The organism is Janthinobacterium sp. PSPC3-1 (assembly GCF_049896105.1).
Classification (GTDB): Bacteria; Pseudomonadota; Gammaproteobacteria; order Burkholderiales; family Burkholderiaceae_D; genus Janthinobacterium.
Genome location: NZ_JAFCTQ010000003.1, coordinates 237,939 through 255,096, shown reverse-complemented (window position 1 = coordinate 255,096; position 17,158 = coordinate 237,939). Strand labels below are relative to the sequence as shown.

Below are 17,158 nucleotides of genomic sequence, written 5' to 3'. Positions count from 1 at the left end.
GCTTTTTTATTGCCATTACAGCATGGTCAGTGTTGTTTCCAGATCAGCACACCCGCCAGCAGACTCTGCACTGCAAACACCAGCGTCGATACGCCATGCAGCATGCCGAAACGGCTGCGCATGGCGTCGTCCATGATGCCCGACGGCGCCTGCGCCTTCAGTTCGGCCATCAGCGGCGTGATGCCGAAATGGCTGACCAGCGCGCACACCAGCATCGACAGCACCAGCGCGCCCAGCAGGCGGCGGCGCTTGGGTTCCAGCGCGCCGGGCGCCCATTGCAGCAGGGCCAGCAGGATCACCGCGCAGGCGACCGACAGCCAGGCCTCGGCACGGAACATGCTGCCGGCAATATTGCCAGCCAATACACGGTCGCTCAAGGTAGCAAACAAGGTGGGCGCGACGACAAAGCCGATGGTCCACAGGCTGCCGGCCCACAGGGTGGCAACCAGGATGCGGATGCGCGTGAGCATCAGATGTACAGTACTTCCAGGATTTCGTATTCGCGCGGGCCGGACGGCGCCTGCACTTCGACCACGTCGCCGGCATACTTGCCGATCAGCGCACGGGCGATCGGCGACGTGACGGAAACCTTGTTCAGCTTCAGGTCGGCTTCATCGAGGCCGACGATCTGGTAGGTCACTTTCTGGCCCGACTCCAGGTCTTCCAGGTTTACGGTCGAGGCGAACACCACGCGGCCTTCCGCGTCGAGGGTGGTCGGGTCGATGATCTGTGCGGCGCCCAGCTTGCCTTCGAGTTCGGCGATACGGCCTTCGACAAAGGCCTGGCGTTCCTTGGCGGCATCGTACTCGGCGTTTTCCGACAGGTCGCCGTGCGAGCGCGCTTCGGCGATCGCATCGATGACGATACGGCGTTCCTTGGTCTTCAAATGATGCAGCTCTTCTTTCAGGAGTTCTGCGCCGAATTTGGTCAATGGGACTGAGGTCATGTTATCTCTACTATCTGCTAGTTATCAGTGTCAGGTCGTGCAAACGACGTCACCAAGTGAAAACCACAGAGGCCGCGCGCTGCTCTGCACGGAACTCTGTGGTTGATAAGCATGCAGTGTACCGCCTAACGGCGGCCACTGCAAATAACACGCTGGCTTACGCCTGTTGCAAGGTCTTGTGCAGGCCCTGCAGATCGTACACGCGCAACTCGTCGAGGTGACGGATGCCTTCGACGGCCGCTTCCGCGCCGGCGATGGTGGTGTAGGTCGTCACGCGCGAGGCCAGGGCCGAGGTGCGGATGGCCCGCGAATCGACGATGGCGCTGCGCTTTTCTTCGACGGTGTTGATCACCAGCACGATCTCGTGGTTCTTGATCATGTCGACCACGTGCGGACGGCCTTCGATCACCTTGTTTACTGGCGTGACGGCAATCCCGGCGGCCGCGATCACGGCCGCCGTGCCCTTGGTGGCGACCACCGTAAAGCCGGAGTCGACCAGGTCACGCGCCACTTGCACGGCGCGCGGCTTGTCCGACGACTTCACGCTGATGAAGACCTTGCCGGTTTTCGGCAGGTTGACGCCGGCGCCCAGCTGCGATTTCACGAACGCTTCGCCGAACGTCAGGCCCACGCCCATCACTTCGCCGGTCGACTTCATTTCCGGTCCCAGGATGGTGTCCACGCCAGGGAACTTGACGAACGGGAACACGGCTTCCTTGACGCTGTAATACGGCGGCACGACTTCCTCGGTAATGCCTTGCGACGCCAGGCTCTGGCCGACCATGCAACGGGCGGCAATCTTCGCCAGCTGCAAGCCGGTGGCTTTCGACACGAAAGGCACGGTACGCGAGGCGCGTGGATTGACTTCAAGCACGAACACGACGTCTTTCAGTTCGCCGTCGATCTCCTGCTTCTGGATCGCGAACTGCACGTTCATCAGGCCGACCACGTTCAGGCCCTTGGCCATCAGCGCCGTCTGGCGTTTCAGTTCGGCGATGGTGTCGGCGCTCAGCGAATACGGTGGCAGCGAGCAGGCCGAGTCGCCCGAGTGGACGCCTGCCTGTTCGATGTGTTCCATCACGCCGCCGATAAAGGTGGTTTCGCCGTCGGAGATGCAATCGACGTCGCACTCGATGGCGTCGTTCAGGAAACGGTCCAGCAGCACCGGCGAATCGTGCGAAACCTTGACCGCTTCGCGCATGTAGCGCTCGAGGTCGCGCTGCTCGTGGACGATTTCCATCGCCCGGCCGCCCAGCACGTAGGAAGGACGCACCACCAGCGGGTAGCCGATTTCCTGCGCCAGCGCCAGGGCGTCGGCTTCGGTGCGGGCGGTACGGTTAGGCGGCTGGCGCAGTTCCAGCTTGTGCAGCATCTGCTGGAAGCGCTCGCGGTCTTCGGCCGCATCGATCATGTCGGGCGAGGTGCCGATGATGGGCACGCCGTTCGCTTCCAGGTCCAGCGCCAGTTTCAATGGCGTCTGGCCGCCGTACTGCACGATCACGCCAACCGGTTTTTCGATGGCGACGATTTCCAGCACGTCTTCCAGCGTCAGCGATTCAAAGTACAGGCGGTCCGAGGTATCGTAGTCGGTCGACACGGTTTCCGGGTTGCAGTTGACCATGATGGTCTCGTAGCCGTCTTCGCGCATGGCAAGAGCGGCATGGACGCAGCAATAGTCGAACTCGATACCCTGGCCGATACGGTTCGGGCCACCGCCCAATACCATGATCTTTTTCTTGTCGGTCGGATTCGATTCGCACTCTTCGTCATAGGTCGAATACATGTACGCGGTGTCGGTCGAGAACTCGGCCGCGCAGGTGTCGACGCGCTTGTAGACAGGGCGGATGTTCAACGCATGGCGCTGCTGGCGCACGGCGGTGTCGGTCGTCTGCAGCAAAAAGCCCAGGCGGCGGTCCGAGAAGCCTTTTTGTTTCAGCTTGTACAGCGTGGTCTTGTCCAGACTTTCCAGCTTCTGCGTGTCCAGCCACAGTTCCAGGTCGACGATTTCCTTGATCTGGATCAGGAACCACGGGTCGATCTTGGTCAGTTGGTGCACTTCTTCCAGGGTGAAGCCCTGGGCAAACGCGTCGCCCACGTACCAGATGCGTTCCGGACCAGGCTCGCCCAGCTCTTCTTCGATCTTTTCGCGGTCCTTGGTCTTTTCGTTCATGCCGTCGACGCCCACTTCCAGGCCGCGCAGGGCTTTCTGGAACGATTCCTGGAACGTGCGGCCGATCGCCATCACTTCACCGACCGACTTCATCTGCGTCGTCAGGTGCTGGTCGGCGGTCGGGAATTTCTCGAACGTGAAACGCGGAATCTTGGTGACGACGTAGTCGATCGACGGTTCGAACGAGGCCGGCGTGGCGCCGCCCGTGATTTCATTGCGCAATTCGTCCAGCGTGAAACCGACCGCCAGCTTGGCGGCGATCTTCGCAATCGGGAAACCGGTGGCCTTCGACGCCAGTGCCGAGGAACGCGACACGCGCGGATTCATTTCGATGACGATCATGCGGCCATCGGCCGGGTTGATCGAGAACTGCACGTTCGAGCCACCGGTGTCGACGCCGATCTCGCGCAGGACCGCCAGGCTGGCGTTGCGCATGATCTGGTATTCCTTGTCGGTCAGGGTCTGTGCCGGCGCGACCGTGATCGAGTCGCCCGTGTGCACGCCCATCGGATCGAGGTTTTCGATCGAGCAGATGATGATGCAGTTGTCCGCCTTGTCGCGGACCACTTCCATCTCGTACTCTTTCCAGCCCAGCAAGGATTCTTCGATCAGCAATTCCTTGGTCGGCGAGGCTTCCAGGCCGCGCTTGCAAATCGTTTCGAATTCTTCTTCGTTGTAGGCGATGCCGCCACCGGAACCGCCCATGGTGAACGATGGACGGATGATGGTCGGGAAACCGACCGTGCGCTGCACGGCCCACGATTCTTCCATCGAGTGCGCCACGCCGGAACGGGCCGAACCGAGGCCGATCTTGGTCATCGCGTCCTTGAACTTGGAACGGTCTTCGGCCTTGTCGATGGCTTCCGGCGATGCGCCGATCAGCTCGACGTTGTATTTCGCCAGCACGCCATTGTTGAACAGGTCCAGCGCGCAATTCAGCGCGGTCTGGCCGCCCATCGTCGGCAGGATCGCGTCAGGACGCTCCTTGGCGATAATGCGCTCGACCACCGACCAGGTGATCGGTTCGATATAGGTGACATCGGCCATTTCCGGATCGGTCATGATGGTCGCAGGGTTGCTGTTGACCAGGATGACTTTGTAGCCCTCTTCGCGCAGGGCCTTGCACGCTTGCGCGCCGGAATAGTCGAACTCGCAGGCCTGGCCGATCACGATCGGGCCAGCGCCAATAATCAGAATACTTTTGATATCTAAACGTTTAGGCATTTTTCTTTTTCTCCTCCGCGTCCATCAGCTTGATGAAGCGGTCAAACAGGTAAGCAACATCCATCGGGCCCGGCGACGCTTCAGGGTGACCCTGGAAGCAGAAGGCCGGCTTGTCCGTGCGGGCAAAGCCCTGCAGGGAGCCGTCGAACAGCGATTCATGGGTAACGCGGCAATTGGCAGGCAAGGTGGCTGCATCAACGGCGAAACCGTGGTTCTGCGAGGTGATCAGGACCTGTTTCGTTTCCAGGTCTTGCACCGGGTGGTTGGCGCCGTGGTGGCCGAACTTCATCTTCAGCGTTTTCGCGCCGGAAGCGATCGCCATGATCTGGTGGCCGAGGCAGATGCCGAAGGTCGGGATGCCCTTCTCGATCAACGCCCTGGTGGCGGCGATGGCGTAGTCGCATGGCTCCGGGTCGCCGGGACCGTTCGACAAGAAGATGCCGTCAGGATTCAGGGCCAGGGCCTCTTCGGCTGTCGCCTGCGCCGGCAGTACGGTGACCTTGCAGCCGCGCGCCGTCAGCATGCGCAGGATATTGCGCTTGACGCCGTAGTCGAAGGCGACCACGTGGTATTTCACGTCGGCGTCCGCCAGCTGGCCGTAGCCCTCGCCCAGCGTCCATTCCGTTTCGCGGTATTCATAGGCGGTCTTGGTCGAAACAACCTTGGCCAGGTCCATGCCGGACAGGCCAGGGAAGGAACGGGCCAGGTCCAGCGCTTGCGCGGAGGATGGTTCGTTGCCTTGCGTGCCGACCAGGATGGCGCCGCCCTGCGCACCTTTTTCACGCAGGATGCGCGTGAGCTTGCGGGTATCGATGCCGGCGATGGCGACGATATTTTCAGCTTTCAGGTAGTCGGACAGGGAAAGGGTGGAACGGAAATTGGATGCCAGCAAAGGCAGGTCACGAATGATGAGGCCGGAAGCATGAACCTTGGAAGATTCGACGTCTTCCGGATTGACACCGGTATTGCCGATATGCGGATAGGTCAGGGTGACCATCTGGCGGCTATAGCTGGGGTCGGTGAGGATTTCCTGATACCCGGTCATCGAGGTATTGAAAACAACCTCGCCCGTGGTATGACCGGCGGCGCCGATCGAAAATCCTTTGAAGATCGTTCCATCAGCAAGCGCTAATATGGCTGGAACGGCAGGGCCAGAAAAAAATGGCGGCAAGGGCAACTCCTGATAAAGTTACCGTAGCTGCGCCACGTCAGACCGACCGTCTCTCTACCCGAGTCGCGTGCGCTCAGGGTGTGTCAACGGTCATTTTGAATGATGGGATGGGTAGTCGCTACGGTATGTGTGTGATTGGCTAAACCTTTGAATTATAACCAAAAGGCAGCTTTTCCACAAGGACGAAAATTCAGAAATCTGCGGCATTTTTTTGCGCGGCAGCATAAATCGCCCCACCACGAAAAAAGCCGCCCGGCATATGCGGAGCGGCTTCTCAGGCAATATCGGCTACTACTTAGAGCCTATCCCAGTAGTGAGCGTCTTCTGCTTGCAGCTCATCAGGAGCGCGGACAAGGCGCGAGGAGGCCGCATGGCGAGCCATGCAACGACGAGCAACGCAGTCCCCGCTTCTGAGGGGCGCCAGCAGGGGGCGTATTCATCTACTGGGATAGGCTCTTAGGCCGTCAGGGCGGCGATACCGGCTTTTGCAATCTGCGCATCTTCGTTCGAGCGCACGCCCGACACGCCAACGGCGCCCACATAGTGGCCGTCGTAAATGATGGGCACGCCGCCTTCGAGCAGGCCGTCGATTTCCGGCGCGCTCAGGAACGATACGCGGCCGCCATTGATCATCTCTTCATAGATGCGCGACTCGCGGCGGCCCAGCGCGGCCGTCTTGGCTTTCGAGGGCGCGATATGCGACGAGATCGGCGCCACGCCGTCCATGCGTTGCATCCACACCAGATGGCCGCCGTCATCGACGATGGCGATCGCCACCGCCCAGTTGTTCTTGACCGCTTCCGCTTCGGCGGCGGCGGCGATTTTCTTGATGTCTTCCAGGCTCAGTACCGGTTTCGATTGCATGATGCTTCCTTGTGATGGTGATTCGGTGGTTCAAAATTGTAGCTGAAACGGCCGCAATACCGGCAGCCCTTATTGCTCGCGTTTGGCCTTCAGCTTTTGCTTCAACTGCGCCATCACGGCAAAGGTGGCCTGCTCGCCGGCCAGGATGGCCTGGTTGCGGCTGGCGAAATCGTTGCCTTTCATGGTGCCCAGGCTGGGCTGGATCACCACGTCGGCGTCCTTCAGTTCGAACTGGTTAATGCGCTGACCCATGATGGCGAAGGTCTGCATGATCACTTCCATCGAGCTGATGGCTTTCTGGGTATCGGTTTGCGAGGAAATATTGACGGCGATAATGAAGTCGGCGCCCATGTCGCGCGCAAAGCGCACCGGCACCGGCGCCACCAGCCCGCCATCGACGTAGGTATGGCCGGCGATCACCACCGGCTGGAACACGCCCGGCACGGCCGACGAGGCGCGCACGGCCATGCCGGTATTGCCACGCTGAAACAGGATCGGCTGGCCGTTTTTCAGGTCGGTGGCCACCACGCCAAACGGAATCTTGAGTTTTTCCAGCGGCACGCCGCCCACCGCCTTGTTCACATAGCTTTGCAGCGCTTCGCCCTTGAGCACGCCGGACGACTTGCCGAACAGGGGCAGCGCCCAGTCCGAGATCGCCGCCTCATCCATGTCGAACGCCATCTTTTGCAATGCAAAGCCGGAGTTGCCCGCCGCATACAAGGCGCCCACCACGCTGCCGGCGCTGGTGCCGGTGACGATATCGGCATTGATGCCCTGCGATTCGAGCGCCTTGATCACGCCGATATGGGCAAAGCCGCGCGCCGCGCCGCCGCCCAGCGCCAGCCCGATCTTGATCTTGCGCGGCGTGACAGCCACCGGCTCGGGCGGCGTCAGCACTTGCACGGTTTTCGGGGCGGGAGTTTCGCAGCCGGCCAGCACAAAGGCGGCCAGGGCAAGCAGGGTCAGGCGTTTAGGGAGCATAGTGGACGAGTAGGAGCCGCGCGCGGCAGTGACAGCAAAGGGAAGCGCAGATTGTAGCGCAAGCGGAGCCGCGCCCACTGAAGCGATGCTTAAAAGTATTTTCTGCCGACGCGCCAGCGGACGCGCGCAAATTGCCCGCTCGCCAGAAATCTGCTTGACAGCCAAACCCAAATTCCATTACATTGGCTGCATGTCCTCCTTCAAACTTCCATCCCCTTCCCTGCTGTCGCTACCGCGACTACTACTAGCACGCGCTTGAGTTTGCCGCTTTGCTGCGCCTGGCCACACGCCGGCGTGTTTTAAAAAAACCCTGGAAGGTTTGAGATGTTTGCACCATCCCCAGCACCACACACAGTTTCTTTTGCGACCGCCGGCGCCGTTGCCCCACTCTGCCTGCTAAAACTACCGATCGCTTGCCTGGCCTAGTGTTGCGTGGCCGCCCGGCAAGCTTGCGCCACACCCGATTTCGATTCCCCCCTATCTTCAGGAGTACCCGATCATGATGTTGCAAAATCCAGCTTCCAAATACCGCGCCTTCCCTCCCGTCAAATTGACCGACCGTCAATGGCCAAACCAGATCATCGATAAACCGCCGATCTGGATGAGCACCGACTTGCGCGACGGTAACCAGTCGCTGATCGAGCCGATGAGCGCCGAGAAGAAGCTGCGATTCTTTGAAATGCTGATCGCCATCGGCCTGAAGGAAATCGAAGTGGGTTTCCCGTCCGCCTCGCAGACCGATTTCGACTTCGTGCGCAAACTGGTCGATGAAAAGCGCATCCCGGACGACGTCACCATCATCGTGCTGACGCAGTCGCGTGAAGAGCTGATCCGCCGCACGGTGGAATCCGTGGTCGGCGCCAAGCGCGCCATCGTCCACCTGTACAATTCGGTGGCCCCCGTGTTCCGCAAAGTCGTGTTCGGCATGTCGCGCGAAGAAATCACCAATATCGCCACCACCGGCACCACCCTGGTGAAACAGCTGGTCGCACAGCATCCGGAAACGGAATGGGGCTTCGAATACACGCCTGAATCGTTCTCGACCACCGAACTCGATTTCTCCAAGCATATCTGCGATGCCGTCAGCGCCATCTGGAAACCGACCCCGGCCAACAAGATGATCATCAACCTGCCGTCGACCGTCGAATGCAGCACGCCGAACGTGTATGCCGACCAGATCGAATGGATGTCGCGCAAGCTGGCGCGCCGCGATTCCATCATCATCAGCGTGCACCCGCACAATGACCGCGGCACGGCCGTCGCTTCCGCCGAGCTGGCCGTGATGGCAGGCGCCGACAGGGTCGAAGGCTGTTTGTTCGGCAATGGCGAGCGCACCGGCAACGTCGACCTGGTCACCCTGGCGATGAATTTGTACACGCAGGGCGTGCACCCGGGCCTGGATTTCTCCGATATCGATACCGTGCGCAAGTGCGTGGAAGAATGCAACCAGTTGCCGGTCCACCCGCGCCACCCGTATGCGGGCGACCTGGTGTTTACCGCGTTCTCCGGCTCGCACCAGGATGCGATCAAAAAAGGTTTTGCCAAGCAGCAACCGGACAGCATCTGGGAAGTACCGTACTTGCCGATCGATCCGGCCGACCTGGGCCGCAGCTACGACGCCGTGATCCGCGTCAACAGCCAGTCCGGCAAGGGCGGCATGGCGTACTTGCTGGAACAGGAATACGGCCTGGTCTTGCCGCGCCGCCTGCAGATCGAATTCTCGCGCGCCGTGCAAGCCGTGGCCGACGCCACCGGCCGCGAAATCGCCGCACAGGACATCCACGACATCTTCCAGAAGGAATACCTGGAACAGACCGCGCCCTACGCCTACGGCTCGCACCGCATGGTGGAAGACACCAGCAGCGACGAATCGGTGCAGATCGACATCAGCCTGTCGCACCGCCAGTCGCCACTGGCGCTGCAGGGCGGCGGCAATGGTCCGATCGACGCCTTCGTCAATGCGCTCGGTCTCGACATCAAGCTGATGGACTACCACGAGCACTCGATCGGTTCGGGCGCCAACGCCAAGGCCGCCTGCTATGTCGAGCTGCGCCTCGATAACGGCCCGACCCTGTTCGGCGCGGCCATCGACAGCAATATCGTCACCGCCTCGTTCAAGGCCGTCCTGTCGGCCGTGAACCGCCGCATCAAGCAAACGGAAGGCGAAAAAACAACAGCGGCGGTAACGCCAGCCGCCGCCGCGTAAGCACCAGGCAGCGATTCTCATAGGAGAAAAAGCGGAATGACTTGACGGTCGTTCCGCTTTTTTCATTTCCAGTGGCCACATTGATGCCATCCAGGTATCACAAACCGTATAATCAAATGAGAAGAAGACCATCGGAGACTATGCAATAGCTACCGAAGGAAGCATCATGAAATTGACGGACATGAAGATAGGCGCACGGCTGGGCGCGGGTTTTGGCATGGTATTGCTGCTGATGGTGGTGCTGATCGCCACCGGCCTGTTGCGACTCGACAAGATAGGCGCGCTCAGCGAGTTCATTATCCAGAGCGACTGGGCCAAGGCCGATGCCATCGCCACCATCCGCAGCACCACGCGCTCGAACGCGGCGCTGGTGCTGGAGCTGTTCATCCATGAGGATGGGGCCCACTCGAACGCCATCCACGCCGAGATCGACGCCAATAAAATCACCATCACCAAATCGCTGGAGGTGCTCGACCAACTGGTGCACACGCCCAAAGGCCTGAGCCTGCTGGCCACCCTGAAGCAGCAGCGCAAGGCTTATGTCGCCTCCTTCAGCCAGGCCGACAAGCTGCTGATGGCCGGCCAGCGCGAAGCGGCCGCCGAGCATGTGCGCAAGGATACCCTGCCGGCCCTGGCCAGCCTGCAAGCGACCGTCAATACCCTCAATGACCTGCAGCGCGGCATGGTGCTGCAAGGCGGCGAACAGATCCAGCAAAACATTTCGCTGGCCAATATCATGATGTCCGGCCTGGGCGCGGCCGCCGTGCTGCTGGGCGTGCTGTTTGCCAGGTATGTGACGCGCTCGATCACCGCCCCGCTGGCGTATGCATTGACCGTGGCGCGCGCGGTGGCGGCTGGCGACCTGAGCAGCAAGATCGTGGCCGATGGCAAGGATGAAACGGGGCAGCTGCTGCAGGCGCTGCGCGAGATGAACGACAACCTGGCCGCACTGGTGGGGCAGGTACGCGGCGGCACCGGTGCGATTGCCGTGGCCTCGAGCGAAATTGCCAGCGGCAATGCCGACCTGTCGGCCCGCACCGAAGCCCAGGCCAGCGCGCTGGAAGAGACCGCCTCGTCGATGATCGAGATGACGGGCACCGTGCGCAGCAACAGCGACAACGCGCGCCAGGCCGACCAGCTGGCCCGCTCGGCCGCCGCAGTGGCGCAGCGCGGCGGCACCGCCATGGCGCAGGTGATCGGCACCATGGACGCCATCAATAGCTCATCGAAGAAAATTGTCGACATTATCGGCGTGATCGACGGCATCGCCTTCCAGACCAATATCCTGGCGCTGAATGCGGCGGTGGAAGCGGCGCGCGCCGGCGAACAGGGCCGCGGCTTTGCCGTGGTCGCCACCGAAGTACGCAACCTGGCACAGCGGTCAAGCGCGGCGGCCAGGGAAATCAAGGCGCTGATCGCCGACTCCGTCAGCCAGGTCGACCAGGGCGCGCGGCTGGTCAGCCAGGCCGGCAGCACCATGGACGATGTGGTGGCCAGCGTGGGCAGGGTCAGCGCCATCGTCGGCGAGATCAGCACGGCCAACCACGAGCAGAGCGAAGGCATCGAACAGATCAATGCCGCCATCATGCAGATGGACCAGACCACCCAGCAAAACGCGGCGCTGGTGGAACAGGCAGCCGCAGCGGCCGCCGCCATGCACGACCAGGCCGGCGAACTGGAAACGCTGGTCAGCCAGTTCAAGCTGGACCAGCAGCAAACAGGCCGACGTCAGTTGGCACTGGTTTGATACCTTTACAACGCCTAACAAAACCGTAGCGAGCGGAAGGGAGAGGCGGCCGAGAAGCGCAGCTGTGCGCATGCACGGGGCCGCCGAGGCAGTGAGCATCGCAAGCTGCCTATACCGACGCGTAGTAGGTTTGGTTAGGCGTTCTCAGTCGACCTGGCGCGCCAGGCGTATGCCTGTAAATTGCCAGCGCGCGCCGGCCGGGAAGAAATTGCGGTAGCTGGCGCGCGCATGGCCGGCCGGCGTGGCGCAGGACGAGCCGCGCAGCACATACTGGTTCAGCATGAACTTGCCGTTGTATTCACCGAGCGCGCCAGGCGCCGTGCGGTAGCCGGGATACGGCGCATAGCTGCTGCTGGTCCATTGCCAGCAGTGGCCGAACAGTTGGCGCAAGCCGGCGCCGGGCACCGCCGCGGCCGGATGCAGCTGGCCGCACTGCATCGGCACGCCGTGCGCCGCCAGCTCCCACTCCGCCTCCGTCGGCAGGCGCGCGCCGGCCCAGTGGGCGTAGGCGTCCGCTTCGAACAGCGACAGGTGGGTGGCCGGCCGCTCCATATCCAGTGGCTGCAGGCCATGCAGGGTAAATTCCAGCCAGTTGCCCGAGCCATCCTGCTGCCAGTACAGCGGGCATGCCAGGCCCTGGCTACGCACCCAGTCCCAGCCCTCGGCCAGCCACAGGCTGGCATTGCGGTAGCCACCGGCCTCGATAAAGGCCAGGTATTCGCCGTTGGTGACCAGGCTGGAGGCGAGCTCGAACGGGGCGACGAATTGCTGGTGACGCGGCAATTCATTGTCGAAGCAAAAGCCCTCGCCCGCGTAACCGATCTCGCTCAAGCCGCCGTCAAACGCGATCCAGCCCGCCTTGCCGCTTGGTGCCGCCACCGCGCGCGCGGAAGGCGCGTCCAGATAAGCGGGAAACAGCGCGCTTTGCGCCAGCAGGTGCTTGACGTCGGTCAGCAACAGCTCCTGGTGCTGCTGTTCGTGTTCCAGACCCAGGGTCAGCAGCATGGCCAGGCGTTCCTGCTGCGCCGGGGCCAGGCCGCCGTCCATCAGGCGCGCCACGCGTGCGTCGACATCGGCGCGGTAGGCGCGCACCTGCGCCATGCCGGGCCGTGTCAGCAAGCCGCGCTGGGCACGCGGGTGCTTGTCGCCGATGCCGTTGTAATAGGAATTGAACAGCACCCGGAAGGCCGGGTGGAACGGCGCAAAGCCGTCTTCCAGCGTTTCCAGGATAAACGTTTCGAAAAACCAGGTGGTATGGGCCAGATGCCATTTCACGGGGCTGGCGTCGGGCATCGACTGCGCGCCGCAATCCTCGTCGGACAGCGGCGCGGCCAGCTGCAGCGAGTGCTGGCGCACGCGCTGGTAGTGTTCCAGCAAGGGATGGCTGGCGGCTTGGGCCTGGCTATGGGCGGCGTGCATGTAAGCTCCTTAGTCGCGGATGGCGCGCGCGTGGATCACGGCAAACCAGTTCTGCTCATCGGTCCAGACCTGGGCGGTGGCAAAGCCGGCCTGTTCCAGCAGCCCGACAAAACTGGCCCGCGTATATTTATAACTGTCTTCCGTGTGGATGCATTCGCCCTTGGCAAAGCGCCGCTGGCCGCCCTGCCAGCGCACCAGCTGCTCGCTGCGCGCTTCCAGGTGCATCTCGACGCGGCTCTCGCGGGGATTGAAAAAGCCGTGGTGCCGCCATTGCCGCACGTCGAAATCGGCGCCCATCAAGCAGTTCAGGTGGCGCAGCATGTTCAGGTTGAACGCGGCCGTGACGCCCAGCGCGTCATCGTAGGCGGCGTCGAGCACGGCATCGTCCTTGATCAGGTCGACGCCAATCAGCAAGCCGCCGTCGGGGCCGGCGCTGGCGCGCACCTCGCGCAAAAAGGCGATGGCCTGGTCCGGCGTGAAATTGCCGATCGAGGAACCGGGATAGAAAAACAGCCGCTTGCTGTCGCGCACCGACGCGGGCAGCTCCAGGCCGCTGAAAAAGTCCAGCCCCAGGCCCAGCATGTCGATCGCCGGAAAGCGCTGCTGCAGCCGGCCCAGCGATTCGCTGAGAAAATCATACGAGATATCAATGGCCACGTACTGCGCCGGCTGTAACAGCGGGAACAGGCTGGCGGCCTTGGCGCAATTGCCGGCGCCCAGGTCGACCAGGGTGCTGCCCGGCCCCACGGCTTGCGCCATGTCGGCGCCGTGACGGGCAAAGATGGCGGCCTCGGTGCGCGTCGGATAGTACTCGGGCAAGACGCAGATGGCTTCAAACAATTTGGAACCCAGCGCATCGTACAAGTACTTGGGCGAGGTCCAGGCGGATGGCGCCAGCAGGCCTTGCGCCACCTCGGCTATCGTTGCAGGAGTGGCTGCCGCCTTCAAAAGGGGGGCGGTGGCGGGCTGGCGAAGATCTGTCGATGGCGGCGCAAAGGTCTTGGTCATGGGCTGGCTGAGATTGTGAGAGGTAGCAACAACGGTCACGGCCGCAAGGCCGCAGCGGCGCAGTTCAAGCATCGCGTCATAGTGGAAACGGCTGACAGGCACCTGTTTCGCAACGGCATGGCGATGACGTTTTTCCATCATAGCCGAATATTCAAACCCCAGCCGTACGCCAGTTCACTTACCTTTCATGCGTTTTTTTTCGTCATCAGTTGAATCCGATACACACTTTGTTGCGTAAATGAAGTTGTGCAAGCAAAAGAAACAAGGCTGTCGTATACTCCACATTGCCGGCCAAACAATCCGCCGCGCGCCAATGTCGTTTCCAGGCACCCCTCTTCCCCGCGTGCCGCCGCTTTTAATCTTGCTACCAAGATCGTGACTACCATGCTCGAATTGCGCCATCTGTCCAAGTCCTATGCCAACGCGCGCCCCGTGCTGGCCAATCTGTCGTGCCGCTTCGCGGCGGGCGAATTCATTGCCATCATGGGCGACTCCGGTGTCGGCAAGTCGACCCTGCTGAACCTGATCGCCGGCCTCGACACGCCCGACGCGGGTCCCGGCCTTGAAGCACAGCCGATATGGATCGATGGCATCGCCATGTCCAGCCTGGACGATACCGCCGCGACGCGCTTGCGCCGCGCCCGCATGGGTTTCATCTTCCAGGCCTTTCACGTGCTGCCGCACCTGACCCTGCTGCAGAACGTGGCCCTGCCCCTGCTGCTCAATGGCCTGCCCCAGGAACGCGCGGCCAGCATGCTGGACGCGGTCGGACTCGGCGGACGCGGTGGCGACTTTCCGCAGCAGTTGTCGGGCGGTGAAATGCAGCGCGTGGCGATCGCCCGCGCCCTGGTGCACAAGCCGGCGCTGGTGCTGGCCGACGAGCCGACCGGCAACCTCGATCCGGAAACCGCGCATGGCATCCTGCAATTGCTGCGCGCCGAGATCAAGGCCAACGGCAGCTGCGCCATCATGGTCACGCATTCGGTGGCGGCCGCCGAAATGGCCGACCGGACCATGATACTGACCCGCGACGGCTTGCAAAATACAACAGGCGCCGCAAAAATGCGCGAAACACTTAGTTAATTTTACTGACCATCTATCACAAATTTTGTTATCGTAGTATTATCCATAAAATTGCCTTGGTGCCAATGTTGATTGACAATATGACCATCACAGGCGGTGCTGCGATAACACCCACAGCGGAACCGGCAGCGGTTCCGTCCCTACCCTGGCCTGAAGGAGGAGTATATGAACGTTCGGCAAAAGAAACTGGAAATGATCGAAGCGATGAACCGGGCGCGTGCGCTGGAACCATCGAGCTTTGTTCCCAACAAGCTGCTCGACACCCTGATTGAAAAGCTCAATTTGAAAAATGATGCGGAATTGTGCCGCGTGCTGGAAGTGCAGCCGCCCATCATCAGCAAGATACGCCACGGCAAGTTGGCCGTGGGCGCGACGATTTTGTTGCGCATGCATGAAAAGTCGGAGATCTCGATCCGCGACCTGAAAGAATTGACGTCGACCGCGACCCACTGATCTTCTTGCCCTTGCCTGGCCCGGCCCGCGCTCCTGGTGCCGCCCACTCGGCCACTACCTGCAGTGCGCTCCTGACAGAGCAAACCCTGGCAACATCAAGGAAGCACAGCCCAAACCATGCTGTCTGTTTCTGCCACCAGGTTCCATCTCGCCCTACCCTGCTATTCCATCAGACCGGCGTCACCCCGTAATGACGCGCATAGCGCTCGTCCAGATTCGCCAGCGGCATCATCATGAACATGTCGGCACTCTCGAAATCAGGATCCCAGGCCGGTTCGCCGCAAATCCACGCGCCTGAACGCAGGTAACCCTTGATCAATGGCGGCACTTGCGGCTTCTGGGCCGCTTCCACCTTGTGGATCGGGAACGGCAGGTGCGGCGTGACGCGGTACTCGGACGGCGCCAGATGCTTTTCCGCCAGCGCCTGGTAGACCGCCACCGCATTGTGGCCACCGTCGGCCAGGCTGATGCTGGCGCAACCGACCAGGTAGTCGCAGCGCTCGCGGCGCATGTATTCCGCCAGGCCCGACCACAACAGCATGATCACGCTGCCGCCACGGTACTTCGGATGGATGCAGGCGCGCCCCGCTTCGACCATGCGGCCGCGCAGGTGGTTCAGGCGGCTCAGGTCGAATTCATTCTCGGAGTACAAGCGCCCCAGCTTGGCGGCCTTGGACGCGCTCAGCACGCGGTAGGTACCGACCACTTTGAGGGTGTCGGCGTCGCGCACGATCAGGTGATCGCAGTGGGCGTCGAACTCGTCGCTGTCGAGGCCATCGGCATTGGCCAGCGACGTCAGGCCCATGGTTTCGATAAAGACCTTGTAGCGCAGGCGCTGTACTTCGCGCAGCTCTTCGGCCGTGCTTGCCTGGCTGAGTACCAGTTGTACCGGCCGCGACTTGGTGTCGTTTGTAGCGATTATGTTTTGCATGGTGTCATCCCTGGTGAACAAGACGACTCCAGCGTACTTGCCTAATATGTCAGGAAAATGACAGTGGAATGTCATTTCCATGACGCAAGTCAAACCCCTCTGGCGGCAAGCGGATGGCTACAAGGTGATGTGTGGCGTGTAATCAACAAACGCATCCTGGCGGCAGAAACCCACCAGTTTCATGCCCGCCTCGGTGGCGATGCGGATGGCCAGCGAGCTGGGCGCGGAGATGGTCGCCAGCAAGGGTATCCGCATGCGCGCCGCCTTGCGCGCCAGCTCGTAGCTGCCGCGGCTGGACAAAAACACGAAGCCGCGCCGCAGGTCGGCGCCTTGCAGGGCCAGGTGGCCGATCAGCTTGTCGAGGCCATTGTGGCGGCCGATATCCTCGAACACGTGCACGATCTCGCCCTCTGGCGTGCACCAGGCGGCCGCATGCACGCCGCCGGTGGCCTGCATCAGCGCCTGGTGCGCGCGCAGGCCGTCGGCGGCCTTCGCCAGCGCCTGCGGCAGGTTGACGGTGATCAGCGCCGGCGGCAGCGCTTCCGGCCGCAGGTCGAGCATTTCCAGGCTGTCGATGCCGCATACGCCGCAGCCGCTGCGGCCCGTCAGCGCGCGGCGGCGGTCTTTCAGGCGCACGAAGTCTTCCTGGGCGATGGTCATCGCCACTTCGGCCGAATCAGGACGCAGGAATACTTCGCAGTCGAAAATGGCGGCGGCCGACGCCACCACGCCTTCGGTCAGCGCAAAGCCACAGGCGAATGCTTCGAGGTCGCGCGGAGTGGCCATCATGACCACGTGGGAGATGCCGTTGAAGACCAGCGCGACCGGGATTTCCTCGGCGACATGGTCGATGGCGGGGGTGCTGCCGGCGCCGCGATGGCGCACGATGGCGCGCTCGACAAAGCCGGCGCGCTCGATTTCGGATGTTTCAGTATCTGCTGACATGGCTACCATG

14 protein-coding genes are annotated in these 17,158 nt (G+C 61.9%); 4 read left to right on the top strand and 10 right to left on the bottom strand.

The genetic code is table 11. From position 1 onward, the window contains the following. Positions 1 to 26 precede the first annotated feature (26 nt). The 6 genes from ACP7B7_RS05720 to ACP7B7_RS05695 form a co-directional block, all read right to left on the bottom strand. Positions 27 to 470 (bottom strand): DUF4149 domain-containing protein, encoded by a 444-nt coding sequence (locus ACP7B7_RS05720; RefSeq protein ID WP_426075998.1) that lies wholly within the window; start codon positions 468 to 470, stop codon positions 27 to 29. Beyond that, a complete protein-coding gene (gene greA / locus ACP7B7_RS05715) occupies positions 470 to 946 on the bottom strand; it encodes a transcription elongation factor GreA (RefSeq protein ID WP_308920198.1) in 477 nt (158 codons plus the stop codon). Before greA ends, ACP7B7_RS05720 begins: the two co-directional genes overlap by 1 nt. 157 nt (positions 947 to 1,103) lie before the next feature. After that, entirely contained in the window at positions 1,104 to 4,340 is a 3,237-nt protein-coding gene (gene carB, locus ACP7B7_RS05710) for a carbamoyl-phosphate synthase large subunit (RefSeq protein WP_426075997.1), read from the bottom strand. Next, the gene (carA, locus tag ACP7B7_RS05705; RefSeq protein WP_426075996.1) at positions 4,333 to 5,511 is read right to left on the bottom strand and encodes a glutamine-hydrolyzing carbamoyl-phosphate synthase small subunit; all 1,179 of its coding nucleotides are present in this window, start codon (positions 5,509 to 5,511) and stop codon (positions 4,333 to 4,335) included. Before carA ends, carB begins: the two co-directional genes overlap by 8 nt. A 456-nt stretch (positions 5,512 to 5,967) precedes the next feature. Then, positions 5,968 to 6,375 (bottom strand): GlcG/HbpS family heme-binding protein, encoded by a 408-nt coding sequence (locus ACP7B7_RS05700; protein WP_308920195.1) that lies wholly within the window; start codon positions 6,373 to 6,375, stop codon positions 5,968 to 5,970. 69 nt (positions 6,376 to 6,444) lie between these two features. Beyond that, positions 6,445 to 7,356: a patatin-like phospholipase family protein gene (locus tag ACP7B7_RS05695; protein WP_308920194.1), complete on the bottom strand. Its 912-nt coding sequence runs from the start codon at positions 7,354 to 7,356 to the stop codon at positions 6,445 to 6,447. Positions 7,357 to 7,855: 499 nt separating this feature from the next. Here ACP7B7_RS05695 and leuA point away from each other — a divergent pair, with 499 nt between their 5' ends. Together leuA and ACP7B7_RS05685 are read left to right on the top strand one after the other, a co-directional pair. After that, positions 7,856 to 9,562, top strand: a complete 1,707-nt coding sequence (gene leuA / locus ACP7B7_RS05690) for a 2-isopropylmalate synthase (RefSeq protein WP_308920193.1) — start codon at positions 7,856 to 7,858, stop codon at positions 9,560 to 9,562. A gap of 166 nt (positions 9,563 to 9,728) precedes the next feature. Continuing rightward, positions 9,729 to 11,309 (top strand): methyl-accepting chemotaxis protein, encoded by a 1,581-nt coding sequence (locus ACP7B7_RS05685; protein WP_426075995.1) that lies wholly within the window; start codon positions 9,729 to 9,731, stop codon positions 11,307 to 11,309. A gap of 144 nt (positions 11,310 to 11,453) precedes the next feature. Here the strand turns inward: ACP7B7_RS05685 and egtB are convergent, their stop codons facing one another. After that, positions 11,454 to 12,728, bottom strand: coding sequence for an ergothioneine biosynthesis protein EgtB (egtB, locus tag ACP7B7_RS05680; RefSeq protein ID WP_426075994.1), 1,275 nt, complete (start codon positions 12,726 to 12,728; stop codon positions 11,454 to 11,456). A 9-nt stretch (positions 12,729 to 12,737) separates the two neighbouring features. Beyond that, positions 12,738 to 13,736 carry an L-histidine N(alpha)-methyltransferase gene (gene egtD, locus ACP7B7_RS05675; RefSeq protein WP_308920190.1) on the bottom strand — a complete coding sequence of 333 codons (999 nt, stop codon included), beginning with the start codon at positions 13,734 to 13,736 and terminating at the stop codon, positions 12,738 to 12,740. A gap of 384 nt (positions 13,737 to 14,120) precedes the next feature. On the opposite strand from egtD, the gene ACP7B7_RS05670 reads away from it, so the two are divergent. Both ACP7B7_RS05670 and ACP7B7_RS05665 read left to right on the top strand, forming a co-directional pair. Further along, positions 14,121 to 14,819 (top strand): ABC transporter ATP-binding protein, encoded by a 699-nt coding sequence (locus tag ACP7B7_RS05670; protein WP_308925734.1) that lies wholly within the window; start codon positions 14,121 to 14,123, stop codon positions 14,817 to 14,819. A 165-nt stretch (positions 14,820 to 14,984) separates the two neighbouring features. Then, entirely contained in the window at positions 14,985 to 15,272 is a 288-nt protein-coding gene (locus ACP7B7_RS05665; protein ID WP_308920189.1) for a hypothetical protein, read from the top strand. 169 nt (positions 15,273 to 15,441) lie between these two features. Here the strand turns inward: ACP7B7_RS05665 and ACP7B7_RS05660 are convergent, their stop codons facing one another. Together ACP7B7_RS05660 and fdhD are read right to left on the bottom strand one after the other, a co-directional pair. Then, complete coding sequence (locus ACP7B7_RS05660; RefSeq protein WP_308920188.1) at positions 15,442 to 16,203, bottom strand: GNAT family N-acetyltransferase; 762 nt, start codon at positions 16,201 to 16,203, stop codon at positions 15,442 to 15,444. 117 nt (positions 16,204 to 16,320) lie between these two features. Continuing rightward, positions 16,321 to 17,157 (bottom strand): formate dehydrogenase accessory sulfurtransferase FdhD, encoded by an 837-nt coding sequence (gene fdhD, locus ACP7B7_RS05655; protein ID WP_426075993.1) that lies wholly within the window; start codon positions 17,155 to 17,157, stop codon positions 16,321 to 16,323. Between the last annotated feature and the right edge of the window lies 1 nt (position 17,158).

Coding starts and splice junctions, on each gene's coding strand:
- ACP7B7_RS05720 (WP_426075998.1), bottom strand. CDS start 470: ATGCTCACGCGCATCCGCATCCTGGTTGCCACCCTGTGGGCCGGCAGC.
- greA (WP_308920198.1), bottom strand. CDS start 946: ATGACCTCAGTCCCATTGACCAAATTCGGCGCAGAACTCCTGAAAGAA.
- carB (WP_426075997.1), bottom strand. CDS start 4,340: ATGCCTAAACGTTTAGATATCAAAAGTATTCTGATTATTGGCGCTGGC.
- ACP7B7_RS05700 (WP_308920195.1), bottom strand. CDS start 6,375: ATGCAATCGAAACCGGTACTGAGCCTGGAAGACATCAAGAAAATCGCC.
- ACP7B7_RS05695 (WP_308920194.1), bottom strand. CDS start 7,356: ATGCTCCCTAAACGCCTGACCCTGCTTGCCCTGGCCGCCTTTGTGCTG.
- leuA (WP_308920193.1), top strand. CDS start 7,856: ATGATGTTGCAAAATCCAGCTTCCAAATACCGCGCCTTCCCTCCCGTC.
- ACP7B7_RS05685 (WP_426075995.1), top strand. CDS start 9,729: ATGAAATTGACGGACATGAAGATAGGCGCACGGCTGGGCGCGGGTTTT.
- egtB (WP_426075994.1), bottom strand. CDS start 12,728: ATGCACGCCGCCCATAGCCAGGCCCAAGCCGCCAGCCATCCCTTGCTG.
- egtD (WP_308920190.1), bottom strand. CDS start 13,736: ATGACCAAGACCTTTGCGCCGCCATCGACAGATCTTCGCCAGCCCGCC.
- ACP7B7_RS05670 (WP_308925734.1), top strand. CDS start 14,121: ATGCTCGAATTGCGCCATCTGTCCAAGTCCTATGCCAACGCGCGCCCC.
- ACP7B7_RS05665 (WP_308920189.1), top strand. CDS start 14,985: ATGAACGTTCGGCAAAAGAAACTGGAAATGATCGAAGCGATGAACCGG.
- ACP7B7_RS05660 (WP_308920188.1), bottom strand. CDS start 16,203: ATGCAAAACATAATCGCTACAAACGACACCAAGTCGCGGCCGGTACAA.
- fdhD (WP_426075993.1), bottom strand. CDS start 17,157: ATGGTAGCCATGTCAGCAGATACTGAAACATCCGAAATCGAGCGCGCC.